Source organism: Streptomyces resistomycificus, from assembly GCF_001514265.1.
GTDB lineage: Bacteria > Actinomycetota > Actinomycetes > Streptomycetales > Streptomycetaceae > Streptomyces > Streptomyces resistomycificus.
This window is the reverse complement of sequence record NZ_KQ948995.1, coordinates 15,892-38,338: the sequence shown is the minus strand read 5'-3', so window position 1 is coordinate 38,338 and position 22,447 is coordinate 15,892. Positions and strand designations below refer to the sequence as shown.

At 72.5% G+C, this 22,447-nt stretch carries 15 protein-coding genes and 2 pseudogenes; 9 read left to right on the top strand and 8 right to left on the bottom strand.

The window, feature by feature from the left end; all coding sequences use genetic code 11:
- Positions 1 to 15: 15 nt before the first annotated feature.
- Genes AQJ84_RS24650 through AQJ84_RS24630 form a run of 5 tightly spaced genes read right to left on the bottom strand, consistent with a single transcriptional unit; the run spans position 16 to position 4,448 of the window.
- Complete coding sequence (locus AQJ84_RS24650; protein WP_030038643.1) at positions 16 to 885, bottom strand: 5-oxoprolinase subunit C family protein; 870 nt, start codon at positions 883 to 885, stop codon at positions 16 to 18.
- Positions 882 to 1,517, bottom strand: a complete 636-nt coding sequence (gene pxpB, locus AQJ84_RS24645) for a 5-oxoprolinase subunit PxpB (protein ID WP_030038644.1) — start codon at positions 1,515 to 1,517, stop codon at positions 882 to 884. The genes AQJ84_RS24650 and pxpB overlap by 4 nt, the downstream gene beginning before the upstream one ends.
- Positions 1,514 to 2,272 (bottom strand): LamB/YcsF family protein, encoded by a 759-nt coding sequence (locus tag AQJ84_RS24640; protein WP_030038645.1) that lies wholly within the window; start codon positions 2,270 to 2,272, stop codon positions 1,514 to 1,516. Before AQJ84_RS24640 ends, pxpB begins: the two co-directional genes overlap by 4 nt.
- 32 nt (positions 2,273 to 2,304) lie before the next feature.
- The gene (locus AQJ84_RS24635) at positions 2,305 to 3,120 is read right to left on the bottom strand and encodes a putative hydro-lyase (RefSeq protein ID WP_107082789.1); all 816 of its coding nucleotides are present in this window, start codon (positions 3,118 to 3,120) and stop codon (positions 2,305 to 2,307) included.
- 26 nt (positions 3,121 to 3,146) lie between these two features.
- Positions 3,147 to 4,448: an MFS transporter gene (locus tag AQJ84_RS24630; RefSeq protein WP_053192436.1), complete on the bottom strand. Its 1,302-nt coding sequence runs from the start codon at positions 4,446 to 4,448 to the stop codon at positions 3,147 to 3,149.
- 174 nt (positions 4,449 to 4,622) lie between these two features.
- Between AQJ84_RS24630 and AQJ84_RS24625 the strand changes: the two genes are divergently transcribed.
- From AQJ84_RS24625 to AQJ84_RS24610, 4 genes are all read left to right on the top strand, one after another.
- Positions 4,623 to 5,324 (top strand): GntR family transcriptional regulator, encoded by a 702-nt coding sequence (locus AQJ84_RS24625; protein ID WP_030038649.1) that lies wholly within the window; start codon positions 4,623 to 4,625, stop codon positions 5,322 to 5,324.
- An 85-nt stretch (positions 5,325 to 5,409) separates the two neighbouring features.
- A complete protein-coding gene (locus AQJ84_RS24620; RefSeq protein ID WP_030038650.1) occupies positions 5,410 to 6,936 on the top strand; it encodes a hypothetical protein in 1,527 nt (508 codons plus the stop codon).
- Positions 6,937 to 7,039: 103 nt separating this feature from the next.
- A complete protein-coding gene (locus AQJ84_RS24615; RefSeq protein ID WP_053192438.1) occupies positions 7,040 to 7,930 on the top strand; it encodes a hypothetical protein in 891 nt (296 codons plus the stop codon).
- Between the two features lie 35 nt (positions 7,931 to 7,965).
- Positions 7,966 to 12,588 (top strand): hypothetical protein, encoded by a 4,623-nt coding sequence (locus tag AQJ84_RS24610; protein WP_053192440.1) that lies wholly within the window; start codon positions 7,966 to 7,968, stop codon positions 12,586 to 12,588.
- Here AQJ84_RS24610 and AQJ84_RS44320 read toward each other — a convergent pair.
- The 3 genes and pseudogenes from AQJ84_RS44320 to AQJ84_RS24600 form a co-directional block, all read right to left on the bottom strand.
- A pseudogene (locus tag AQJ84_RS44320) lies at positions 12,589 to 12,761 on the bottom strand (GMC oxidoreductase); the annotation flags it as partial.
- Positions 12,762 to 12,763: 2 nt separating this feature from the next.
- A pseudogene (locus AQJ84_RS44315) lies at positions 12,764 to 13,003 on the bottom strand (aldehyde dehydrogenase family protein); the annotation flags it as partial.
- 104 nt (positions 13,004 to 13,107) lie between these two features.
- On the bottom strand, positions 13,108 to 13,689 hold the full coding sequence (locus tag AQJ84_RS24600; RefSeq protein WP_030038654.1) for a hypothetical protein: 582 nt from the start codon (positions 13,687 to 13,689) through the stop codon (positions 13,108 to 13,110).
- 418 nt (positions 13,690 to 14,107) lie between these two features.
- Here AQJ84_RS24600 and AQJ84_RS24595 point away from each other — a divergent pair, with 418 nt between their 5' ends.
- The 5 genes from AQJ84_RS24595 (at position 14,108) to AQJ84_RS24575 (ending at position 22,420) form a co-directional block, all read left to right on the top strand.
- Positions 14,108 to 17,095, top strand: a complete 2,988-nt coding sequence (locus tag AQJ84_RS24595) for a nitrate- and nitrite sensing domain-containing protein (protein WP_030038655.1) — start codon at positions 14,108 to 14,110, stop codon at positions 17,093 to 17,095.
- On the top strand, positions 17,092 to 17,526 hold the full coding sequence (locus AQJ84_RS24590) for a roadblock/LC7 domain-containing protein (RefSeq protein ID WP_053192442.1): 435 nt from the start codon (positions 17,092 to 17,094) through the stop codon (positions 17,524 to 17,526). The genes AQJ84_RS24595 and AQJ84_RS24590 overlap by 4 nt, the downstream gene beginning before the upstream one ends.
- Positions 17,527 to 17,535: 9 nt before the next feature.
- Positions 17,536 to 17,931 (top strand): DUF742 domain-containing protein, encoded by a 396-nt coding sequence (locus AQJ84_RS24585; RefSeq protein ID WP_030038657.1) that lies wholly within the window; start codon positions 17,536 to 17,538, stop codon positions 17,929 to 17,931.
- A 255-nt stretch (positions 17,932 to 18,186) separates the two neighbouring features.
- A complete protein-coding gene (locus AQJ84_RS24580) occupies positions 18,187 to 21,834 on the top strand; it encodes a hydantoinase B/oxoprolinase family protein (RefSeq protein WP_053192444.1) in 3,648 nt (1,215 codons plus the stop codon).
- On the top strand, positions 21,815 to 22,420 hold the full coding sequence (locus AQJ84_RS24575) for a GTP-binding protein (protein ID WP_030038659.1): 606 nt from the start codon (positions 21,815 to 21,817) through the stop codon (positions 22,418 to 22,420). The genes AQJ84_RS24580 and AQJ84_RS24575 overlap by 20 nt, the downstream gene beginning before the upstream one ends.
- The last annotated feature ends 27 nt before the right edge of the window (positions 22,421 to 22,447 follow it).

The following is a 22,447-nucleotide window of genomic DNA, read 5'->3' as shown; positions in this document are numbered from 1 at the left end:
GCCCAGGTACGAGGTTCACCGGCGCCGGACGGCCACGAAGCGCACCGGGGTGCCCGGCACGGCCTGGGCGGCGGCCGGGAGGTCGGCCGCGCGGACCACCGCGATCACCGGGTAGCCCCCGGTGGTCGGGTGGTCGGCGAGGAAGACCACGGGCCTGCCGTCGGGCGGGACCTGGACGGCCCCCAGCACCATGCCCTCGCTGGGGAGTTCGCCGGGCAGGGCCCGATCGAGGGCGGGCCCTTCGGTGCGCAGTCCGATGCGGTTGCTCGCGGACGACACCCGGTAGACGCACGAGGTGAAGGTCCTGGCGGCCTGCGGCGTGAACCAGTCGTGGCGCGGGCCCGGCGTCACCCGCAGGACGAGTTCGGCCGGGGGTGCCGGCTGGGGGGCGAGGCCCACGCGCGCGTGGAGCGCCTCGGGGCTCCCCAGGGGCAGCACCGTGCCGTCCGTGAGCGGTGGGGGGCCCAGTCCCGACAGGAGGTCCGTGGAACGGCTGCCCAGTACCGGTTCCACGGCGACACCGCCGGAGACGGCCACGTAGCCGCGTACTCCGGTGACGGCAGGTCCGACCTCTAGGAGTGCTCCGGCGGGCACGCGCACCGGGGCGCCCCAGGCGACCGGGCGCCCGTCGACGGCCACCGCACAAGGGGCGCCCGTCACGGCCACGGTGACCGTCGAACGGGGCCGTAGCGCGCAGCCGTTGAGCGTGGTCTCCAGGACGGCGGCATCGGGTCCGTTGCCGACGAGCCGGTTGGCGAGCGCGGCCGCCGGGCCGTCCAGGGCGCCGGAACGGGGGACACCGAGGTGGGCGTGTCCGGGGCGGCCCTGGTCCTGGACGGTGGTGAGCGCTCCGGCGCGTACGACCGACAGCGCGCGGTCCGTCATGCCGCGCCCGCCGGTCCTGTGGGCCCGCTGGGAACGAAGCGCACGCGCGTGCCCGGTGACAGCAGGGCGGCCGGTACGCGCGCGTGGTCCCACAGGACGGCGTCCGTGGTGCCGATCAGCTGCCAGCCGCCCGGTGACGAGCGCGGGTAGACGCCCGTGTACGGGCCCGCCAGCCCGACCGAGCCCGCCGGGACGGCCGTGCGTGGGGTGGCCCGGCGAGGGACGTCGTAGCGGGACGGCAGGCCGGTGAGGTAGCCGAAGCCGGGGGCGAATCCGCAGAAGGCGACACGGAACTCGGTGGCGGCGTGAACGCGAGCCACCTCCTCCTCGGGGACGCCCCAGTGGGCGGCGACGTCGGCCAGGTCGGGGCCGTCATAGCGCACCGGCAGCTCGATCACGTCCACCGCGCGCGGGGGCGCCGGTGGGACTGCGGAGGCCGTCAGTTCGGACGCCAGGCGGGCCGGGTCGGCGAGGCCGTCCAGGAGGACCGTGCGGGCGGCGGGGACGATCTCACGCACCGACAGTGAGCCCTCCGCGCGCCGGCGCAGCAACTCCGCGTGCAGGGCCTGGGCCTCGTCGCCCGACGCCACCTCGACGAGCAGGGCACCGTCACCGACGGGCAGCGCCCTCATGCGAAGGCCTCCACCCGGACGCCCGACGTCTCCAGCTGTTCCCGGACCCGGCGTGCCAGGTCCACCGCGCCGGGCGTGTCCCCGTGCAGACACAGGGAGCGCGCGCGTACCTCCACGGACGCCCCGGAGCGCGAGACGACCCTGCCGAGGCGGGCCAGGCCCACCGAACGCTCCACCACGGCCTGGGGATCGGTGAGTACGGCGCCGTCCTCACCGCGCGGGACGAGCGTGCCCTCATCGGTGTACGCCCGGTCCGCGAACGCCTCCGTGACGGCCGGCAGCCCCGCCTTGCCGGCCAGCTCCAGGAGCCGCGAGCCGGGCAGTCCGAGGACGGGCAGGGCGGCGTCCGCGAGGAGGACGCCCTCCACGACCGCGCCGGCCTGTTCCTCGTCGCGCACGAGCCGGTTGTAGAGCGCCCCGTGCGGTTTGACGTACGACACGCGTGAGCCGGCCGCCCGCGCGAACACCTCCAGGGCGCCGATCTGGTAGGCCACCTCGGCCGCCAGTTCGGCGGGCGGCACGTCCATCGCGCGCCGCCCGAACCCCGCCAGGTCCCGGTAGGACACCTGGGCGCCGATCCGCACCCCGCGCCCGGCCGCCAGCTCGCACACCCGCCGCATGGTGGCCGCGTCCCCGGCGTGGAAGCCGCAGGCCACGTTGGCGCTGGTGACGACGGTCAGCAGTTGCTCGTCGTCGGTCAGCCGCCAGCGCCCGAAGCCCTCGCCGAGGTCGGCGTTCAGATCGATGGACGTCATGGATCCTTCGTCTCTCCTTCTGAAGGGACTTCTCAGGCCACGCGGTACTGCTCGTCGCGGGCGTCGGTGAGGAACATCTGGCCCGGTGCGTGGGTGATGGCGAACGGCGGGCGCGAGGCCGTCACCGCGGCCTGCGGGGTCACTCCGCAGGCCCAGAACACCGGGATGTCGTCCGGTTCGGCCTCCACCGCTTCACCGAAGTCGGGACTGGCGAGGTCGTCGATGCCCAGTGCCGACGGGTCGCCGCAGTGTACGGGGCTGCCGTGCACCGCCGGGAGCAGACTGCTCTCCCGGATGGCGGCCGCCAGGTGCTGGGGCGGCACCGGCCGCATGGACACCACCACGGGGCCGTGCAGCCGTCCCGCCGGCCGGCACTCGCGGCTGGTCACGTACATCGGGACGTTGCGGCCCTGCTCGACGTGCCGGATCGGCACCCCCGCCTCGGACAGTGCCCACTCGAACGTGAAGCTGCAGCCGATCAGGAACGACACCAGGTCCCCGCGCCAGTACGCGCGCACGTCCGTCGGTTCGTCCACCAACTCGCCGTCCTGCCACACCCGGTAGCGGGGCAGGTCGGTGCGCAGGTCGGCGCCGTCCGCGAGGACGGTGCTCCAGGAGCCGGCGTCGGTGACGTCGAGCACCGGGCAGGGCTTGGGGTTGCGCTGGCAGAACAGCAGCATGTCGTAGGCCCAGTCGGCGGGCACCGAGATCAGGTTGACCTGGGTGTGGCCCGCCGCGACCCCGGCGGTGGGGCCCGTGAGCCCGGCGCGGAAGCGGGTCCGGGCGTCCCGCGGGCTCCACGCGTGCGCGTGGTCGTCGACGAGGGTGAGGGGGAGGTCGTTCGTCATCGTGCGAGGGCGGTCTTCCGTGCGGTTCACGTGAGTTCCCTTCCGCGGGTCTCCGGCAGCCCCAGCAGCGCCAGGGCGGCGAGTCCGTAGCCGATCGCGCCGAAGACCAGCGCGCCACCGACACCCCAGCTGTCGGCCAGGAAGCCGACCGTGGTGGGGAAGACGGCTCCCACCGCGCGGCCGGTGTTGTAGGTGAAGCCCTGTCCGGTGCCGCGGATCGCCGTCGGATACAGCTCGCTCAGGAAGGACCCGAAGCCGCTGAAGATCGCCGACATGCAGAACCCGAGCGGGAAACCGAGCACCAGGAGCAGGGTGTTGGCGCCGCTCGGGATGTTCGCGTACGCCAGGATGCACACGGCCGACAGCAGCGCGAAGAGCCAGATGTTGCGGCGGCGGCCCAGCCGGTCGGTGAGGTAGCCGCCGGTGAGGTAGCCGAGGAAGGCGCCGGAGATCAAAAACGTCAGGTAACCGCCGGTGCCGACGACGGACAGGCCGCGTTCGGTCTTGAGGTAGGTCGGCACCCAGGTGGCGAGGGTGTAGTAGCCGCCCTGGACGCCGGTGGAGAGCAGGACGGCGAAGAACGTCGTGCGCAACATGCCGGGTTTGAAGATCGCCGCGAACGAGCCCCTCTGGGTGCTCCGCTCCCGTACGGCGATCGCCTCCGGCGCGTCCTGCACCCGGCGCCGCATCCAGATGACCAGCAGTGCGGGCAGCGCGCCCGTCCAGAACATGATCCGCCAGGCCAGGTCGTCGCCGACGAACGAGAAGACCAGCGTGTACATGATCGCGGCGAGCGCCCAGCCGACCGCCCAGGAGCTCTGGATCGCGCCCAGGGTGCGGCCCCGGTGCTTGGCGCTCGCGTACTCGGCGACCAGGATCGCGCCGACGGCCCACTCGCCGCCGAACCCGAGGCCCTGCAGGGCACGGAAGACCAGCAGGGTCTCGTAGTTGGGCGCGAAGCCGCAGGCGACCGTGAAGACCGCGTAGGTGATCACCGTGATCATCAGCGCCTTGACGCGTCCGATCCGGTCGGCCAGCACGCCCGCCAGGGCGCCGCCGATCGCGGAGACCACGAGGGTGACGGTGGTGAACAGGCCCGTCTGGCCGCTGTCCAGCCCGAAGTAGGCGGCCAGCGCGACCATGCTCAGCGGCAGGGTGAAGTAGTCGTAGGAGTCCAGGGCGTAGCCGCCGAACGCGCCCGCGAATGCCCGGCGGCCGCGCGGACCGAGGGCCCGCAGCCAGCCCAACGCCCCGTCGTCGGCGGGGCGTTCGTCTGTCGCGGGCTGCGCCTGGGTGGTCAGGGCCTGCGGTGGAGGGGTCGTGCTCATGGGCACCTCGCAGAGGGAGGACGGAGGGTGCGTGAGGGACTGAGCCGTGCCGTGCGGAATCCGGTGGCGTCGCGGTGCGGAAGGCGACGCCGTTCGTAGCAAGGTAGAGGATCGTTGAACGATCCCTCAATACCCATGTTGTTTCGTTCTTGTATCTGCGATTGAATTCCGGGCATGGCAGAGCAGCTGGCGGGACTGGCCGACGACCGCGCCCTCCTGGGCCGCACCAGCACGGCCGAACGGGTCTCGGACATCCTCAGGAGCCGTATCGCCGAGGGGTTCTTCCCGCCGGGGACCCGCCTGTCGGAGGACAGCATCGGCGGCGCGCTCGGCGTCTCCCGCAACACGCTGCGCGAGGCGTTCCGGCTGCTCACCCATGAACGCCTGCTCGTCCACGAGTTGAACCGCGGCGTCTTCGTCCGGGTGCTGACGGTGGAGGACGTCGAGGACATCTACCGGACCCGCGCCCTCGTCGAGTGCGCTGTCGTACGGGGTCTCGGTGAGCCGCCGTACGCCCTCGACGGACTCGCGGAGGCTGTGGCCGAAGGCCGACGGGCGGCCCGCGAAGGTGACTGGAAAGTGCTGGGCACGGCCAACATCCACTTCCACCGGGAGCTGGTCGCGCTCGCCGGCAGCGACCGCACCGACGAGCTGATGCGCAGTGTCTTCGCCGAGCTGCGCCTCGCCTTCCACGTGGTGGACGACCCCAGGGCGCTGCACGAGCCGTACCTCGCCCGCAACCGGCAGATCCTCCAGGCGCTCGAGGCCGGCGACAGGGCCGAGGCGGAGAAGCTGCTCGCGGTGTACCTCGCCGACTCCCTGGGGCGGGTGGTCGAGGTCTACCGCCGCAGGGTCGGCGAGGACGGCGCCCCTTAGGGACGCGGGGCTGCCCCGGCCCTCCCGCCGGAGGCGATCCGCGTCGTTTGGGTCCTTGTCAGACCGAGGACCTAGTCTGTGCACCGTGACTTCGCCTGCATCGACGGACAGCGTTCCGCCCCAGCTCAGCGCGGGGCCGCGCCCCGCGCCGGGCCCGGCCGCCGACGAGGGCCTGGCGCGGCGGCTGCGCGCGCTCGCCTGCACCGCGCCGCTGCACGACCTCGACGCACGCAAGTCCAACCTCGCCGGCGAGTACTCGGTGTACGGCATGGCGGAGGTGGCCCTCGCGGCCATCGACCTGGTCACCCTGAACATGGACTTCGACACCGGCGCCGACCACGACCAGATCGTCGCCCGGCTCATCCCGCGCATCGCCGCCCAGGCCCCGCAGCGGCCCGTCACCGAACACGAGCGGGTGGCCCGCTGGGTCCTGGAGAACCTGATCAACGTCGGCAGCGTGGACCGCGGCTTCCGCGCGGTGTACGGCACGTTCGCGTCGGACGGCACCTATGTGCGCCGCGACTACGACTTCAAGCTGATCGAGGAGGTGCCGGGTCCGGGCGGTGCCGTCTACCTCCGCACGACGGACGAGGCCGTCAACGTCCTCGTGGGCGCCCTCGACACCGACGTCACCAGCGCGCAGATCGCCGCCGAGGTCAAGCTGGAGGTGCTGATCAGCCGGGGCCGTCTCGCCGACGCCCAGCTGGCTGCCGAGCAGGCCCGGTACCGCACGGTGCAGTACTCGGAGACCCTGCGCAGAGCGCTGGACGCGACCCGGCGCAACGTCCGGGCCGTCGACTGGCTCAACACCGTGCCCGACATGATCGCCGAGGCCCTTGACCACGTCGCCGACCGGTACCGCCACGAGAACGCGATCCTCACGAACATCCGCAAGGCGCGTGACGAGTCCGAGGACGCGGAGCAGAAGCGCCGCGCCGCCGAGTTGGTGGACATCGTCAAGGACTGCATCCGGCGCCACACCCAGCTGCAGTCCCGGCTGCTGGAGGCCGGGCCGCTGTTCCGCGCCGAACAGGACCGGCAGGCCTTCGCGACGCCGATGACGACGTCGGGGATCGACCTGTACGGCCATCTCGTCGCGCCCGTCCTGCCGTTGGCCCTGGAGCAGGCGGTCCGGGTCACCGACGCCTTCTTCGCACGCGGGACCGGCCTGCGTACGCCGGTGTCCGTGCGGGTGGGTGACCTCGTCGACATACTGCTGACGCCGCCGATGGAGCGGGAGCACCTGGGGGCGGAGATGCCCGAGCCGGAGCTCATCGCGACGCCGGACGACAGCCGGTTCAGCGAGGAGCAGCTGTCCTCGGCGATGGAGCTGCTCGATCTGCCGGCCGACGCGCCGCGGAGGCTGTCGGGACTGCTCGCCCAGGCTCGTCGGCTGGATCCGGATCTGCCCTATCTCGTCGCCCTGCTGGCGGTGCACGCGGCCAGTCCGCCGGTCGGTACGGCTTACCGGCAGGGGGAGGAGAAGCTGCTGTTCGCCGTGGACGACGGGACGGAGTTGGACGATCCGGAGTTCGGCGGGGCCGACCTGATCGTGGGAACGGCCTTGTTGGATGCGGTGGGGATGGCTGCGGGTCGGACGGAGGCCGCGTGATGTCGTTCTTCGGCTGCGGGCCGGCTGTGGTCGCCCGCGCAGTTCCCCGCGCCCCTGGGTGGGTAACCCGCCCCTCCGTTTTCAAGTTCGAGGAGTTGCCGTCGTGACTGAGCACGTCGAGTGGAGTGAGCCGGAGGCCGGTGCCCCGCCGGTGAGCGCCGCCGTCACTCCCGCCGACGCCGCCGACGCGGCTCGGCTGGTCGCCTTCGGGCTGCAGCCCAAGCTGCAGCCCGCCCGCGACCAGGAGTACACGGAACTGCTGCGGCGCTACCGCGAGGACCCGCCGTTCGCGCGGCTCGCCGACGCCGTCGCCACCGGGCTCGGGCTGGTCGTGCTGGAGGTGTCCCCGCGCGCGGGCATGGCCGTCACCGCCGCCGAGGACTCCGTGTTCGCCGTGCGGATGGGCGACTACGCGCGCCGTACGTCCGCCGACGGCGGGGACCGGTTCCTGCACGGGCTGGCGCATCTCGCCGTCGCCGCCATGGCGTTCCCGCGGCCGGAGGACCTCGCCGACGACGGCTACATCGGGCGGGTCTCGGTCAACGGCGTCGACGCGTTCGTCCGGCAGGCCTGCCGGCGCCTGGAGGAGCGCGCCGAGGAACAGGGTGAGAACACCGACCCGGCGACCGACGCGCCCGGCCTCGAGGCCGCCTGGCGGATTTGGGTCCGACGCAGCGCGACCGGCGCCACCAAGGACGCGCGCCGGCTCGCCGGCTCTACCACCGGCATCGTCGGCAAGGCCGTAGCCTTCCTCACCGAGTCCGGGTTCCTGCAACGGACCGGCGACGACAACGGCGGCACGTACCGCACCACGGCCCGCTACCAGCTCCAGGTGCGGGACATGGCCGGCAGCGCCGCGATGGCCGAGCTGCTGGAGCTGGGCGTGGTCCCCGTCACCGACGGGACACCGACCCTGCTGCCCGCCGAGGACACCGACGACCTGGAACTGGTGGCCGACGCCGGGCTGCCCTTCCACTCGCCCGCCCAGTCCTGACCCCCTGACCTGCCGAAGACTTACGAGAGTCCGCCATGTACGAGCTGTCCCGGGTCCGCCTCTACTCCATCGGGCCCGCCGGTGCGCGCTACGCCGACACCGTGCTTGACCTGCGGGGCGTGGGCGACATCGTGCCCGACCCCGCGCCCACCCAGGCGGAGTTCTTCGAGGACGAGCCCGTCGGCCCGCCGCGCCGCCCCGCCCCCGCCGGCGTGCTCTTCCTGGAGAACGGCGGCGGCAAGTCCGTCCTGCTCAAGCTGATCTTCTCCGTGATGCTGCCGGGCCACCGCAACACCCTCGGCGGCGCCAGCTCCGGCGTGCTGCGCAAGTTCCTGCTCGCCGACGACTGCGGACACGTGGCGCTGGAGTGGCAGCACGTGCTGACCGGTGAGTGCGTCGTCGTGGGCAAGGCGAGCGAGTGGCGGGGACGCCAGGTCTCCAACGACCCGCGGAAGTTCGCCGAGGCCTGGTACTCCTTCCGGCCCGGGCCCGGACTGAGCCTGGACAACCTCCCGGTCGCCGAGTCCACCGCCGTGCGGCCGTCCGTCGAGGGCCAGTCGGGCGCGCAGGGCCGGCGGCGCACCATGAAGGGCTTCAGGGACGCCATCACCGAGGCGGGCAAGGCGTATCCCCATCTGGAGGTGCACTGGGAGGAGATCCACGACCGGTGGGTCGAACACCTCACGGACCTCGGGCTCGACCCCGAACTCTTCCGCTACCAGCGGGAGATGAACGCCGACGAGGGCGAGGCCGCCGGCCTCTTCGCGGTCAAGAAGGACTCCGACTTCACCGACCTGCTGCTGCGGGCGGTCACCGACACCCGCGACACCGACGGCCTCGCCGACCTGGTCAGCGGCTTCGGCAACAAGCTGGGCCGGCGCGCCGAGCTGATCGCCGAACGGGACTTCACCGCAGGTTCCGTCGACCTGCTCGGCCGGATCGTCGAGGCGGCCGAGGCCCGCTCCCGCGCGCGGGACATCCACTCCGCGGCCGAGCGTCGTACCAGGACCCTGGCCCGGCGGCAGTCCGCTCGCGGGGCGCGGGAACGCGTGCGGGCCGCCGACCTCGCCCAGCGGGTCACCGCCGCCGCGTACGCCGTCACCCACTCCGAGGGGGCCCGCGAGCGCAGCGCGCTGATCGCGGCCGAACTGGCCTACCGGCACGCCTCGTTGGCGCTGGCAGCCGCCGAGAAGTCGGCGGCCGCGCAGAAGCGCGAACTCGCCGACGCGCGCACCCTGCACTCCGCCTGGCAGGCCGCCGAGGCCGTGCTGCGCCACCGTGCCGCCGCCGACCGGGTCGCGCGGGTGGCCGCCGCGATCCAGGAGGCCGAGCGGGACGCGGCACCCGCGCTCGCCGCCCGGGCCAAGGCCGCCGTCGACCTCGTACGGGCCCTGCACGCGGCCGCGGAGCGCGCCGAGACCCTCGCCAACGAGGAGGAGGAGCGGTCCGCCGCCCTCCAGGAGGTCAGCGACTGCGCGTACCGGGACTCGACCTCCGCCGCGACCGAGGCACAGCGCGCCCGCAGCGAGATCGGGCATCTGCGCCAGCGGTTGACCGAGGTCGAGCAGGAGACCGCCGAGGCGGTGCGCGCGGGCTGGCTCGACGACAGCGCGCCCGACGCCGACCCCGCGCGCGCGGCCCTCGCCGCCAGCGACGCCGAGAAGGCGACGGTGGCCGCCTGGGACACCGCACGTGAGGCGTCACGCCGGGCCACCGAGCACGCGCGTGAGGCCGCGGCGGCCGAGTCCCGCGCCGAGCTGACGGCGGCCCGCGCGGAGGACGCGGCCACGGCCGCCGAACGCTCCTACGAGGCAGAGCGCCGACTGGCCGAAGCCCTGGCGGCCGAGGAACGACTGTCCGAGCTGCTCAGCCTGACCGGCGCCGACGCGCGCTCCTCCGTGGTCCCGCAGCCCCGCCAGGACGACGGCGACGCCGACCGGCCCGCGCTCACCCCCGAGGACCTGGACCGCTTCGCCGACGAGCTGCGCGAGCTGCTCGACGACGCCGTCTCCGCCGCGGAGCGGCAGCTCTTCGAACTGCGGACGGCCGCCGCCGACGACTCCCGTATCCTCGGTGCGCTCGGTGAAGGCGGACTGCTGCCGCCCGGCCCGGACGTGCTGGCGACCGTGGAGTTCCTCGGCGAGCACGGCATCCCCGCGCTGCCCGGCTGGCGCTATCTCGCCCAGGCCGTCGACCCCGTCGACCACGCGCGGGTGCTGGCCGCCCGGCCCGAGCTGGTCGACGGTGTGATCATCACCGACCCCGCCACCCACGCGCGTGCCCGGGAGGCGCTGAGCGACGCGGCACTGCTGCCACGGTCCGCCGTGGCGGTCGGTACGGCGGCCGCCCTGCTCGCCCCCACCCCGGCACCCGACTCGGACACCGGCGACGTCTTCCTCGTACCGCCGAACCCGGCCATGCACGACGAGCACGCCGCCGACGAGGAACGGCAGGCGCTGCGCGCGCGGGCCACCGAGCGGGACGAGGAGATCAGGGCCCTCGCGGCCCGGCTGGGCAAGGACCGGGAGCTGGCGGCACGGCTCACCTCCTGGCGCGCCGGCTGCCCGTCCGGACGGCTCCTCGAGCTGTCCCGGGCCGCCCAGGACACCCGGGTGTTCGCCGAGGAGTCCGAAGCCGAGCTGACCGAGGCACGGACCGTGCGGGCCGAGGCCGACGAGACCGCCGCGGAGGCCGCACAGGTCCGGGACGAGCGGCAGGAGGCGGCCCAGAAGGCGCGCCGGGCCGCCGACGCCCTCGCCGGCCTCGCCTTCCGGCTGCGGGAGCGGGTCGGCTGGCAGGTCAAGCTGCGTGAACTCGCCGACGACGCCGCCGAGTCGGAGGCCCGCGCCCAGACCTGCCTGGACCGTGCCCGTGCCGCCGACGAGGACCGGCGCGCCGCCCAGCGCGCCGCCGACGACGCCCGCCGCACCGCCCGTGCGCTGCGTGCCGAGCGCTCCGAGATCGCCGGCGCCCCCGATGACGTACCGGACAACGAGGCGGAGGATCCGAGGGCGTCCCTGCCCGCACTCCGGGAGGCCTACCGGGCCGCCTCACAGGTGTACGAGAAGGTCGGCGTCGGTGCCGACCTGCGGGCCGAGCAGGCGCGCGCGGAGAGCGACGAGAGCGCGGCGCGCGCGGACCTGGACCGGCTGAGCAACAAGGTCCGCACGCGCGCGGAGCAGCTGCTCCAGTCGCCCGACGGCTCCGACGGACCGTCCCGGCAGGCCGCCGTCGCCCGCGCCGACGAACTGGTGCAGCTCCTGGAGACCCGGATGTCCAGCGCGAGCGAGCAGCTGGGCCGCCTGCGCGGTGAGGCCGAGCGGAACGCGCCCGAGGAAGGCGAGGCCCACACCGACCTGCCCGAGGAGCAGCAGCCGCGCGACGCCGAGCACGCGCAGGCGCTGCTGCGGACGGCGACCACCGAACTCGCCTCGCGCACCGAAGCCCTGAGCCGGGCCCGGGAGGCGCACGCCGAGCTCCTCGACGCCCACCGCGCCGCCGAGGACGCGGCCGGCGGCTTCGACGAGATCGCCGCGATGTTGCGGGACCTGCTGCGGGAGCACACCCCGGAGGAGGAGCCGGAGGAGACCGAGGCGTATCCCGGCAGCCCGGAGGAGGCCCGGCAGTCCGCCGCCGAGGCCCGCCGGTCCCTGCGGGGCTGTGCCGCCGACCTGTCCGCCGCCGAGGCCGCCGTACGCGAGGCGAGCGACGTCCTCGTCCGGCACGCCAACTCCACCCGCTACGAGCAGGTCCGCACCCCGGCCCGGCAGCAGATCCGCGAGCTCCCCGCCTCCTCGCTGCCCGAGCACGCCCAGAAGTGGGCGGACGCCTTCGCACCCCGACTGCGCGTGCTCACCGACGAGTTGGCGCAGCTGGAGCGGAACCGGGACTCGATCGTGGACCGTCTCCGGGGGCTCGTCGAGTCGGCGCTCGCCACGCTCAGGTCCGCCCAGCGGCTGTCCAGGCTGCCCGAAGGGCTCGGCGAGTGGTCGGGCCAGGAGTTCCTGCGCATCCGCTTCGAGGAGCCCGACCAGGCCACGCTCACCGAGCGGCTCGGCGAGGTCATCGACGAGGCGACCCGGGCCGCCGTCAAGAAGAACTCCGACCTGCGGCGCGACGGGATGTCCCTGCTGCTGCGCGGGGTCGGCGCGGCGCTCCAGCCCAAGGGCGTGGCCGTCGAGATCCTCAAGCCGGACGCCGTACTGAGAGCCGAGCGCGTGCCCGTCGGGCAGATGGGTGACGTGTTCTCCGGCGGGCAGTTGCTCACCGCCGCGATCGCCCTCTACTGCACGATGGCGGCCCTGCGCTCCAACGACCGGGGACGTGACAAGCACCGGCACGCCGGCACCCTCTTCCTCGACAACCCGATCGGGCGGGCCAACGCGACGTACCTGCTGGAGCTCCAGCGAGCCGTGTCGGATGCGCTCGGGGTCCAACTCCTGTACACGACAGGCCTGTTCGACACGACCGCGCTCGCCGAGTTCCCCCTCGTCATCCGGCTGCGCAACGACGCCGACCTGAGGGCGGGCCTGAAGTACATCAGCGTGGAGGAACACCTCCGCCCGGGACTGCCACGGCAGCCCCAGGCGGAGGAGGCGGTGCACAGTGAGATCACGGCGACGCGGATGTTCAAACGGCCCGCGCCCGCCGGGAGTTGATCAGGCGTCCTCCTTCGGGAGATCCACCCGCACTTCCCGCCGATCATCATCATCGTGACGCACGGGTTGACGGTGACGAGGTCCGGCATGACGGACCCGTCGGCGACCCGCGGCCCCTCGATCCCCTTGACCCGCAGCCGCGCGTCGAGCGGGGCCGAGGGGTCGTCCTGCGCGCGCCCCATTCCGCCTGCGGCACACAGGGGTGGTAGTCGTTGATCCAGACCGTCCCGAGCCCGAGCCGGCCCGCGACCCGGGCCGCCTTGGCCTCGTCGGTGGTCCAGACGGCCCCGGCCAGGCAGTAGATGGTGTCGTTCGCGACGCGCACCACCTCGTCCTCGCTGGTGAAACGCTCGACGGTGAGCACCTGCCCGAAGGACTCGTCCTGCACCACCGACATCCCCGCGGTGCACTCGTCCGTGGGGGAACGCAACCGAACGTGCTGTGAACGGGTCGGCCACATGACCCGAACGCGCCATCCGTGCGACAGACCGGCCCCCGCGGACGGTCGTCGCCGCGGGGTCAGGAATGCGACAACTGACCCGCCCCGCCCTGCCGGCGTATCCGCCTCTGGGTCCGCTCCGCCACCCGTGCCTGTCGCCGTGCCCTGCGGCGCTCGCGCCGCAGGGCACGAGCGGTGCTGCTGGGCGTCGACACCACGCCGTGGCGCTGGTTCCACACCTGGCGGGTCACCCAGACGTCGAGGGCGCCCCAGGTGGCCACCACGGTGCTGGCGACACTGCTCAGCACCATCGGGAACGCCAGCCAGGAGCCGGCCATGGTGCACAGGAAGGCCACCATGGCCTGGATCAGCGTCACGGAGATGATCAGCACCGCCCGCACCGCCGACGTCCGCACCGGATCGGGCAACCGGCGCCGTCGCGCGGGCTCCTCGATCCACAACGGCTGGTACCGGGGCTCCTGTCGGGCCTCTCGTACCGCGCCGCGCTCGTCGGCCCCGGCCGCACCCTCGTAAGGCGCCGCCCTGCCCCCGTCACTCCTGTTCGTCGGAATGTCGAGATCCGGCGCGTCGAGGACCTGCTGTGCCGTCATCTGCGCCGTCCCGTCGTCCGGCAGCGTCTCTTGTCGCTCCGCCGTGCCCATCACCGTGTCACTCCCCACCGCCAGCAGACCGCTCGCCCCGCGTCCGAAGACCCGGCTCCCCAGTGGCTGCCCGGCTTGCGCTGTTTTACGCCGCCCGGGTGCGGGATGCGGCTCCAGTGGCCGATTCCGCCCCCAACTCCCATGAAGAACGACGAACGAGTCACCCTCAAGATTCCCGTCGAACGCAAAATTCAGGCCAACTGGTCAACCGGGCCGACCGGGTTCGATCCCGCACTCGCCGAGGAAAGACGGGAGATGATCTCCTGTCATGAGCGGACAACTGCGTATCTCTTGCCCCCGGTGCGGTAGTTCGGCTTCCGGACCGGTCTTCGAGTTACCTGTGCGTCAGTAGTAGGCTCGCCGCGTTTGTTGACGCACATCTGTACCCCTGCCGGTGGGGGTCGAGCTGGGGGAGGCCATGCGCTTTCGCGGGAAGTCGATCCGCCGGAAGATCGTGGCGCTGCTTCTCGTGCCGCTGGTGTCCCTGGTCGCGATCTGGGGTTTCGCCACGGTACTCACGGGTCGTGAAGTCGCCCGGCTGTTCCACGTGTCGTCCGTCATCGAGAAGATCGGCTACCCCACCGAGGACACCGTGCGGGTCCTCCAGCAGGAGCGCCGGCAGACTCTCGTCTACCTCGCCGACCCCAGGGCGTCGGACGCGCTGTCGGCCCTGCGCACCACACGCGGCGCCACCGACGAGGCCGTCACCAAGATCCGTGCGAACGCGCAGGACCCCGACGTCCGCGACGGAATGGACGCGGACGACGACGAACACCTCACCACGATTCTGGACGCCTTCGAGGGCATCGACTCGCTGCGCCGGAGCGTCGAGGAGGGCACGGTCGACCGGTCCCAGGCACTCAACCAGTACAACCGGCTCATCGACCCCTGTTACGCGCTGCTGGCCTCACTCGACGGAATCGACAGCGTCGAGCTGGACAAGCAGGCCCGGGCCCTGGTGGACATCACCCGCGCCCGCGAGCTGTTCTCCCGCGAGGACGCCCTGCTGGGATCCGCGCTGGTGGTGGGCAAACTGACCCGCGAGGAGTCCCGCGAGGTCTCCGACCTGGCCGCCCAGCGCACCATGTTGTACGACATCACCCTGCCGGTGCTGCCCGCGCACGAGCGCGAACGCTACGAGCGTTTCTGGAAGAACGCGACCACGGCCCCGCTGCGGTCGGCGGAACAGGCCGTGATCTCCTCCGAGCCCGGCACCATTCCCAGCGCGGTGAGCGCCAAGAGCTGGGACGCCGCGGCAGGGAGCGCGCTCGACGAACTCGGCGCACTCAACGACGAGGCCAACGACCGCTACCAGGACCGTGTGCGTCCCGACGCCATGGGCGTCATCATCAAGGCGTCCGTGGCCGGCGTCCTCGGCTTCGCCGCCCTGCTCTTCTCGCTGGTCGTGTCCGTACGGGTCGGCCGCGCCCTCATCCGCGACCTGCGGCAACTGCGCCTGGACGCCCATGAGGCGTCCGGCGTCCGGCTGCCCAGCGTGATGCGCCGCCTCTCCGTGGGCGAACAGGTCGACGTGGAGACCGAGGTCCCGCGCCTGGAGTACGACAAGAACGAGATCGGCGAGGTCGGCCAGGCCCTCAACACCCTGCAACGCGCCGCCGTCGAGGCCGCCGTCAAACAGGCCGAACTGCGGGCCGGTGTCTCCGAGGTCTTCGTGAACCTCGCCCGTCGCAGCCAGGTGCTCCTGCACAAGCAGCTCACCCTGCTCGACGCCATGGAGCGACGGACCGAGGACACCGACGAACTCGCCGACCTTTTCCGCCTCGACCACCTGACCACCCGAATGCGCCGACACGCCGAGGGTCTGGTCATCCTCTCCGGCGCGGCCCCCTCCCGGCAGTGGCGCAAGCCCGTCCAGCTCATGGACGTCGTACGCGCCGCCGTCGCCGAGGTCGAGGACTACGAGCGCATCGAGGTACGCCGGCTGCCCCGGGTCGCCGTCACCGGTCCGGCCGTCGCGGACCTCACCCACCTCGTCGCCGAACTCCTGGAGAACGCCACGGTGTTCTCCCCGCCGCACACCGCCGTGCAGGTCGTCGGCGAGCGGGTCGCCAACGGATTCACCCTCGAGATCCACGACCGTGGTCTCGGCATGGCCGCCGACGCGCTCCTGGACGCCAACCTGCGCCTCGCCGAGACACCGGAGTTCGAGCTGTCCGACACCGACCGGCTGGGCCTGTTCGTGGTCAGTCGGCTCGCCCAGCGGCAGCACGTACGGGTCTCCCTGCAGCCGTCCCCCTACGGGGGCACGACGGCCGTCGTCTTCATCCCCGACACCCTGCTGACGGACGACGTCCCGGACACCAACGGCCTCGGCTTCCGTCTCGACCGGCCCCGGCCCTCCAAGGAAGCCGAGCTGGAGGAGGCCCGCCGCGCCGAGCACGCCCTGGCGCCGACGCAACTGCCCGGCCTGCCCGCCGCGCTCCTGGACGGTCCGGTAGAGCTGGAGTCCCCCGTCGACCTGGACGCCCTGGACGGCTTCCCTGGTGCCCTGGACAGTGAGGACAGCGAACGCGGCGGACTGTTCCGGCCGCGCCGCTCCCTCACCCGTACGGGCGATGAGACGGCCCCCCGGCACGGCGAACAGCGGCACGAGGGCGCCGCGCCGCTCGGTGCCGACGAGACCGACGAGGACCTCGACGCCCCGGTCCCGCTGCCCCACCGCCGGACCCCCAAACTGGTCAGCTCCCATGGACGCCCGGTCACCGAGCAGCGGGGGCGGCGCGAGGAGGCCGACGAGGAGTCCCCGGGCGGCCCGAACCGGTCCCGTCCACAGCCGGCCGCACCCCAGGGACCGGCGCCCCTGCCGACCCGCCGTCGTGGCGCCAACCCGCTGCGCCGCGGCACCGGTGTGGCTGACCGCCTGGACGACCAGCGCACCGAATCCCCCACCGCCTCGCGCCGCGAACTCGACGAACGGCACAGCGCCGCGAACGGCGAGGGCCGACCGCTCGACGATCGGCGCACCGGGTCTCCGGCCGCCTCCCGCCTCGGCCACGTGGAGCGGCCCGAGAGCACCCCTGCCCTTCCCAGGCGTACCCGCCACGCCGAGATCACGTCGGGCGGCCCCGGCGCGCCCGTCGGACGACCCGGCACCGCGCCGCAGAGGCCCGGCCAAGGCTCCGTGACACAGGAGGTCGGCTCCGACTCCGCAACGGCTCCGTTGCCCCGCCGCGTACGCCAGGCCAACCTGGCCCCGCAGCTGAAGCAGAGCCCCGGACGACGCGCCGACAACCCGGCGGAGCCCGTCGAGCGGGACGCCGACGAGGTACGCAGCCGGATGGCCTCGCTCCAGCGGGGCTGGCAGCGCGGCCGCGAGGAGAACGCCGCGGGCGACGACGCCCACAGCGGCACAGCACAAGGAACGACAAAGGGGGACGGTCGATGACCGCACCGAAGGCGACCGGCCACACCGCGGGCAAGTCGGGTGAGCTCAACTGGCTGCTCGACGACCTGGTGGACCGTGTGGCGAGCATCCGTAAGGCCCTCGTGCTCTCCGGCGACGGCCTGCCGACGGGCCTGTCCCGTGACCTGACCCGGGAGGACAGTGAGCACCTGGCGGCCGTGGCCTCCGGGTTCCACAGCCTCGCCAAGGGCGTGGGCCGCCACTTCGAGGCGGGCAACGTCCGGCAGACGGTCGTCGAACTCGACGACGCCTTCCTGTTCGTCACCGCCGCCGGTGACGGCAGCTGCCTCGCCGTCCTCTCGGACGCGGACTCCGACGTGGGCCTGGTGGCGTACGAGATGACACTCCTGGTGAAGCGGGTCGGCGTACATTTGGGCGCCGCTCCGCGCACCGATCTGCCCGCGGGCGGGTAGTGGGATGGCATGAGCACTGAGGGTCAGGGAAGAAGTCACTGGTTCGACGACGAGGCCGGACCGGTCGTCCGTCCGTACGCCATGACGCGCGGCCGCACCACCAGTGCGGGCCAGCACCGCCTCGACCTCATCGCGGTGGTCGTCACGGAGAGCCACGCGGACGACCCGGAAGGCGACCACTCGCTGTCCCCGGAGCACGTGGACATCGTCGACCTGTGCCGTGACGCTCCGCAGTCCGTCGCCGAGCTGTCCTCCGAACTCGACCTGCCCATCGGGGTGGTCCGGGTCCTGGTGGGCGACCTCGTGGACGCGGAGTTCGTCCACGTCAACCGCCCCGTGCCCCCCGCAGAACTGCCCGACGAGAGCATTCTGCGGGACGTGATCAACGGCCTCAGGGCGCTGTGACCGACCGCCCGCCCCCGGGGGAGGCGGCCCGGTCGGCGCCGTGAGGCGGTCACCGACGGCCGGGCCCTCGGGTGCGGTCACCTGCCGTTGGGCCGGTGGCTGCCCGGAGCGATGACCGGCCGACTCCGACCGGTGCGGACCAGGCGCCGGAACACCCCTCCGGATATGATCTGACTGATCGTCGACGACCGTCTGCGGCAGGTCCGCCCCCGGCCCGCAGACACGGTTCCGAGCAGTGCGACCGGGGAGACGGATGTGACGACAGGCTGGCAGTTCTGGGTCGACCGAGGCGGCACCTTCACCGACATCGTCGCGCGTCGCCCGGACGGCCGACTGCTGACGCACAAACTGCTCTCGGACAATCCGGCCCGGTACTCCGACGCGGCGGTCGCCGGCGTCCGTGACCTGCTGGAGGGATCCGGGGCACCTGTCGAGGCCGTCCGCATGGGGACGACCGTCGCCACCAACGCCCTCCTGGAACGCAAGGGCGAACGGACCCTGCTGGTCGTCACCCGCGGCTTCCGCGACGCCCTGCGCATCGCCTACCAAAACCGCCCCCACATCTTCGCCCGCCGCATCGAACTGCCCGAGCTGCTGTACGAGCGGGTCGTCGAGGTCGACGAACGGATCGCCGCCGACGGCACCGTCCTGCGCGCCCCCGACCTGGACGCCCTCGCCGAGCCCCTCCGGCAGGCCTACGACGACGGGATCCGCGCCGTCGCCGTGGTCTGCATGCACAGCCACCTCCACCCCGCCCACGAACAGGCGATCGGAGAGCTGGCCGCCCGCACCGGCTTCCCGCAGATCTCGCTGTCGAGTGAGGTCAGCCCCTTGATGAAGCTCGTGCCGCGCGGAGACACCGCGGTCGTCGACGCCTACCTCTCGCCGGTGCTGCGCCGCTACGTCCAACGCGTCGCCGGTCAACTCGAAGGCGTGCGGCTCATGTTCATGCAGTCCAACGGGGGCCTCGCCGAAGCCGGGCAGTTCCGCGGCAAGGACGCCATCCTCTCCGGCCCCGCCGGAGGCATCGTGGGCATGGCCCGCATGTCGCAGCTCGCCGGCTTCGAGCGGGTCATCGGCTTCGACATGGGCGGCACCTCCACCGACGTCTCGCACTTCGCGGGCGAGTACGAACGCGTCTTCACCACCCGGATCGCGGGCGTCCGGCTGCGCGCCCCCATGCTGGACATCCACACCGTGGCGGCCGGCGGCGGCTCGGTCCTCCACTTCGACGGCTCCCGCTACCGCGTAGGGCCGGACTCGGCGGGAGCGGACCCCGGCCCCGCCTGCTACCGGGGTGGCGGACCGCTCGCCGTCACGGACGCCAACGTCATGCTCGGCCGTATCCAACCCGCCCACTTCCCCAAGGTGTTCGGCCCGAACGGCGACCAACCCCTCGACGCCACGCTCGTCCGAGAGCGCTTCACCGCCCTCACGAGCGAGATCCGGGAGCGGACCGGAGACGACCGCACCCCCGAGCAGGTCGCCGAGGGCTACCTGCAGATCGCCGTCGCCAACATCGCCAACGCGGTGAAGCGGATCTCCGTCCAGAAGGGCCACGACGTCACCCGCTACGCCCTCACCACCTTCGGCGGTGCGGGCGGACAGCACGCCTGCATGGTCGCCGACTCGCTGGGCATCCGCACCGTCCTCGTACCGCCCATGGCCGGTGTCCTGTCCGCCCTCGGCATCGGCCTCGCCGACACCACGGCCATGCGCGAACAGTCCGTCGAGGCACCCCTGGCGCCCGCCTCCATGCCCGGCGTCCTCAAGACCGCCGACGACCTGGAGAGCGCCGCCCGCGCCGAACTCCTCGCCGAGGACGTCCAGGAGAGCCGAATCGAGATCACCCGGCGCGCCCAGCTGCGCTATGACGGAACCGACACCCCCCTCACCGTCGAGCTCACCGACCCCGACACCATGAGGCACGCCTTCGAAGAACGTCATCGCGCCACGTACTCCTTCACCCTCGACCGCCCGATCGTCGTCGAGGCCCTCTCCGTCGAAGCCACCGGCATCACCCAACCCCCCGATCTCTCAGCCCTGGCCACCTACCAGGGCCACACCACCGCACCCCACACCGTCCGCCTCCACACGGGCGGTGCCTGGCGCGACGTACCCCTCCACCGCCGCGAGGAGCTGCCCCCCGGCGAGACCCTCACCGGCCCCGCGATCATCACGGAGGCCGGTGCGACGACCGTCGTCGACGACGGCTGGCGAGCCGCTACGACCGACGACGGGCATCTGGTCATGGAACGCGCGACGGTTACGCAGAGTTCCGATCTCGACACGCAAGCGGATCCCGTTCTGCTCGAGGTCTTCAACAACCTCTTCATGTCCATCGCCGAACAGATGGGCGCCCGCCTGGAGTCCACGGCCCAGTCCGTCAACATCAAGGAACGGCTGGACTTCTCCTGCGCGCTCTTCGACCCGGACGGAAACCTGGTCGCCAACGCCCCCCACATCCCGGTCCACCTGGGGTCCATGGGTACCAGCGTCAAGGAGGTCATCCGGCGGCGCGGCTCACGGATGCGCCCCGGGGACACCTACGCGGTCAACGACCCGTACCACGGCGGCACCCACCTGCCCGACGTCACAGTGATCACCCCGGTCTTCGATGCGAAGAGCGACCGCGTCACGGAGGGTGACGGCAGCCGGGAAGTTCTCTTCTACGTCGCCTCCCGCGGTCACCACGCCGAGATCGGCGGCATCGCCCCGGGCTCCATGCCCGCGAACAGCCGCACCATCGAGGAGGAAGGAGTCCTCTTCGACAACTGGCCCCTCGCCGAGGGCGGCCGCTTCCGCGAGGAGGAAACCATCCGCCTGCTCGCCGACGCCCCCCACCCCTCCCGCAACCCCCAGACCAACCTCGCCGACCTCCGTGCCCAGATCGCCGCCAACCAGAAGGGCGTCGACGAGGTCTCGCGCATGATCGAGAACTTCGGCCTGGACGTCGTGCAGGCGTACATGAAACACGTCCAGGACAACGCCGAAGAAGCCGTCCGGAGGGTCGTCGACTCCCTCGACGACGGTGAGTACGCCTACGAGACCGACTCCGGCGCCGTCATCCGCGTCCAGGTGCGCGTGGACCGCCGAAGCCGCTCCGCCACCGTCGACTTCACCGGCACCTCGCCACAGCTGGCCACCAACTTCAACGCGCCGTACGCGGTCGTCAACGCGGCCGTCCTGTACGTCTTCCGCACCCTGGTCGCCGACGACATCCCGCTCAACGACGGCTGTCTGCGCCCCCTCGACATCGTCGTACCGCAGGGATCCATGCTCGCGCCCGAGCCGCCCGCCGCGGTCGTCGCCGGCAACGTCGAGACCTCCCAAGCCATCACCGGCGCCCTCTACGCGGCGCTCGGCGTCCAGGCCGAGGGCTCCGGCACCATGAACAACGTCACCTTCGGCAACGACCGCCACCAGTACTACGAGACCGTCGCCTCCGGATCCGGCGCGGGCGACGGCTTCCCCGGCGCCCCTGTCGTCCAGACCCACATGACCAACTCGCGGCTGACCGACCCCGAGGTCCTCGAGTGGCGACTGCCCGTGCGGCTCGACGAGTTCGCCCTCCGCAAGGGCAGCGGCGGCACCGGACGGTGGCCCGGCGGGGACGGCGCGGTACGCCGCATCCGCTTCCTCGAGCCGATGACCGTCTCCACGCTGTCGCAGCACCGAAGGGTTCCGCCGTACGGTATGGCGGGCGGCCTACCCGGAGCCCTGGGCGCCAACCGCGTGGAACGCGCGGACGGTACGGTCACCGAACTCGCCGGAAGCGACGCGGCGGACGTCCGTCCCGGCGACGTACTCGTCATCGAAACCCCCGGCGGCGGAGGCTACGGACCTCCGTCACCCGACCCCCACCAAGCAGGAGAAGAAAGCGATGATCTTCGGGCGTTCTGAGCGCGGCAAGCCCCCGGTCGAGCCCGTCACGTTCAAGATCCTGGTGGCCGGCGGATTCGGCGTGGGCAAGACCACCCTCGTCGGCGCGGTCAGCGAGATCCGGCCGTTGCGCACCGAGGAACTGCTCACCGAGGCAGGGCGCCCGATCGACGACACCAGCTGCGTGGAGGGCAAGCACACCACCACCGTGGCCATGGACTTCGGCCGCATCACCCTGCGCGAGGACCTGGTGCTGTACCTCTTCGGCACGCCCGGTCAGGAGCGCTTCTGGTTCATGTGGGACGAGCTCTCCGAGGGCGCCCTCGGAGCCGTCGTCCTCGCCGACACACGCCGCCTGGAGGACAGCTTCGCCGCCGTCGACTACTTCGAGCGGCGCTCCATCCCCTTCGTGGTCGGCGTCAACTGCTTCGAGGGATCGGCCCGTTATCCGATCCAGGACGTTCGGATGGCCTTGGACCTCGACGAGAACGTGCCCCTGCTGCTGTGCGACGCCCGCGACCGGGAGTCCGTCAAGGAGGTCCTCATCGGCGTGGTCCAGCACGCGATGGCGTACGCGGCGGAACGCCGTCAGACCGTCACGACGTGAGGGGCGCGGCCCGTACCCCCGCCGACA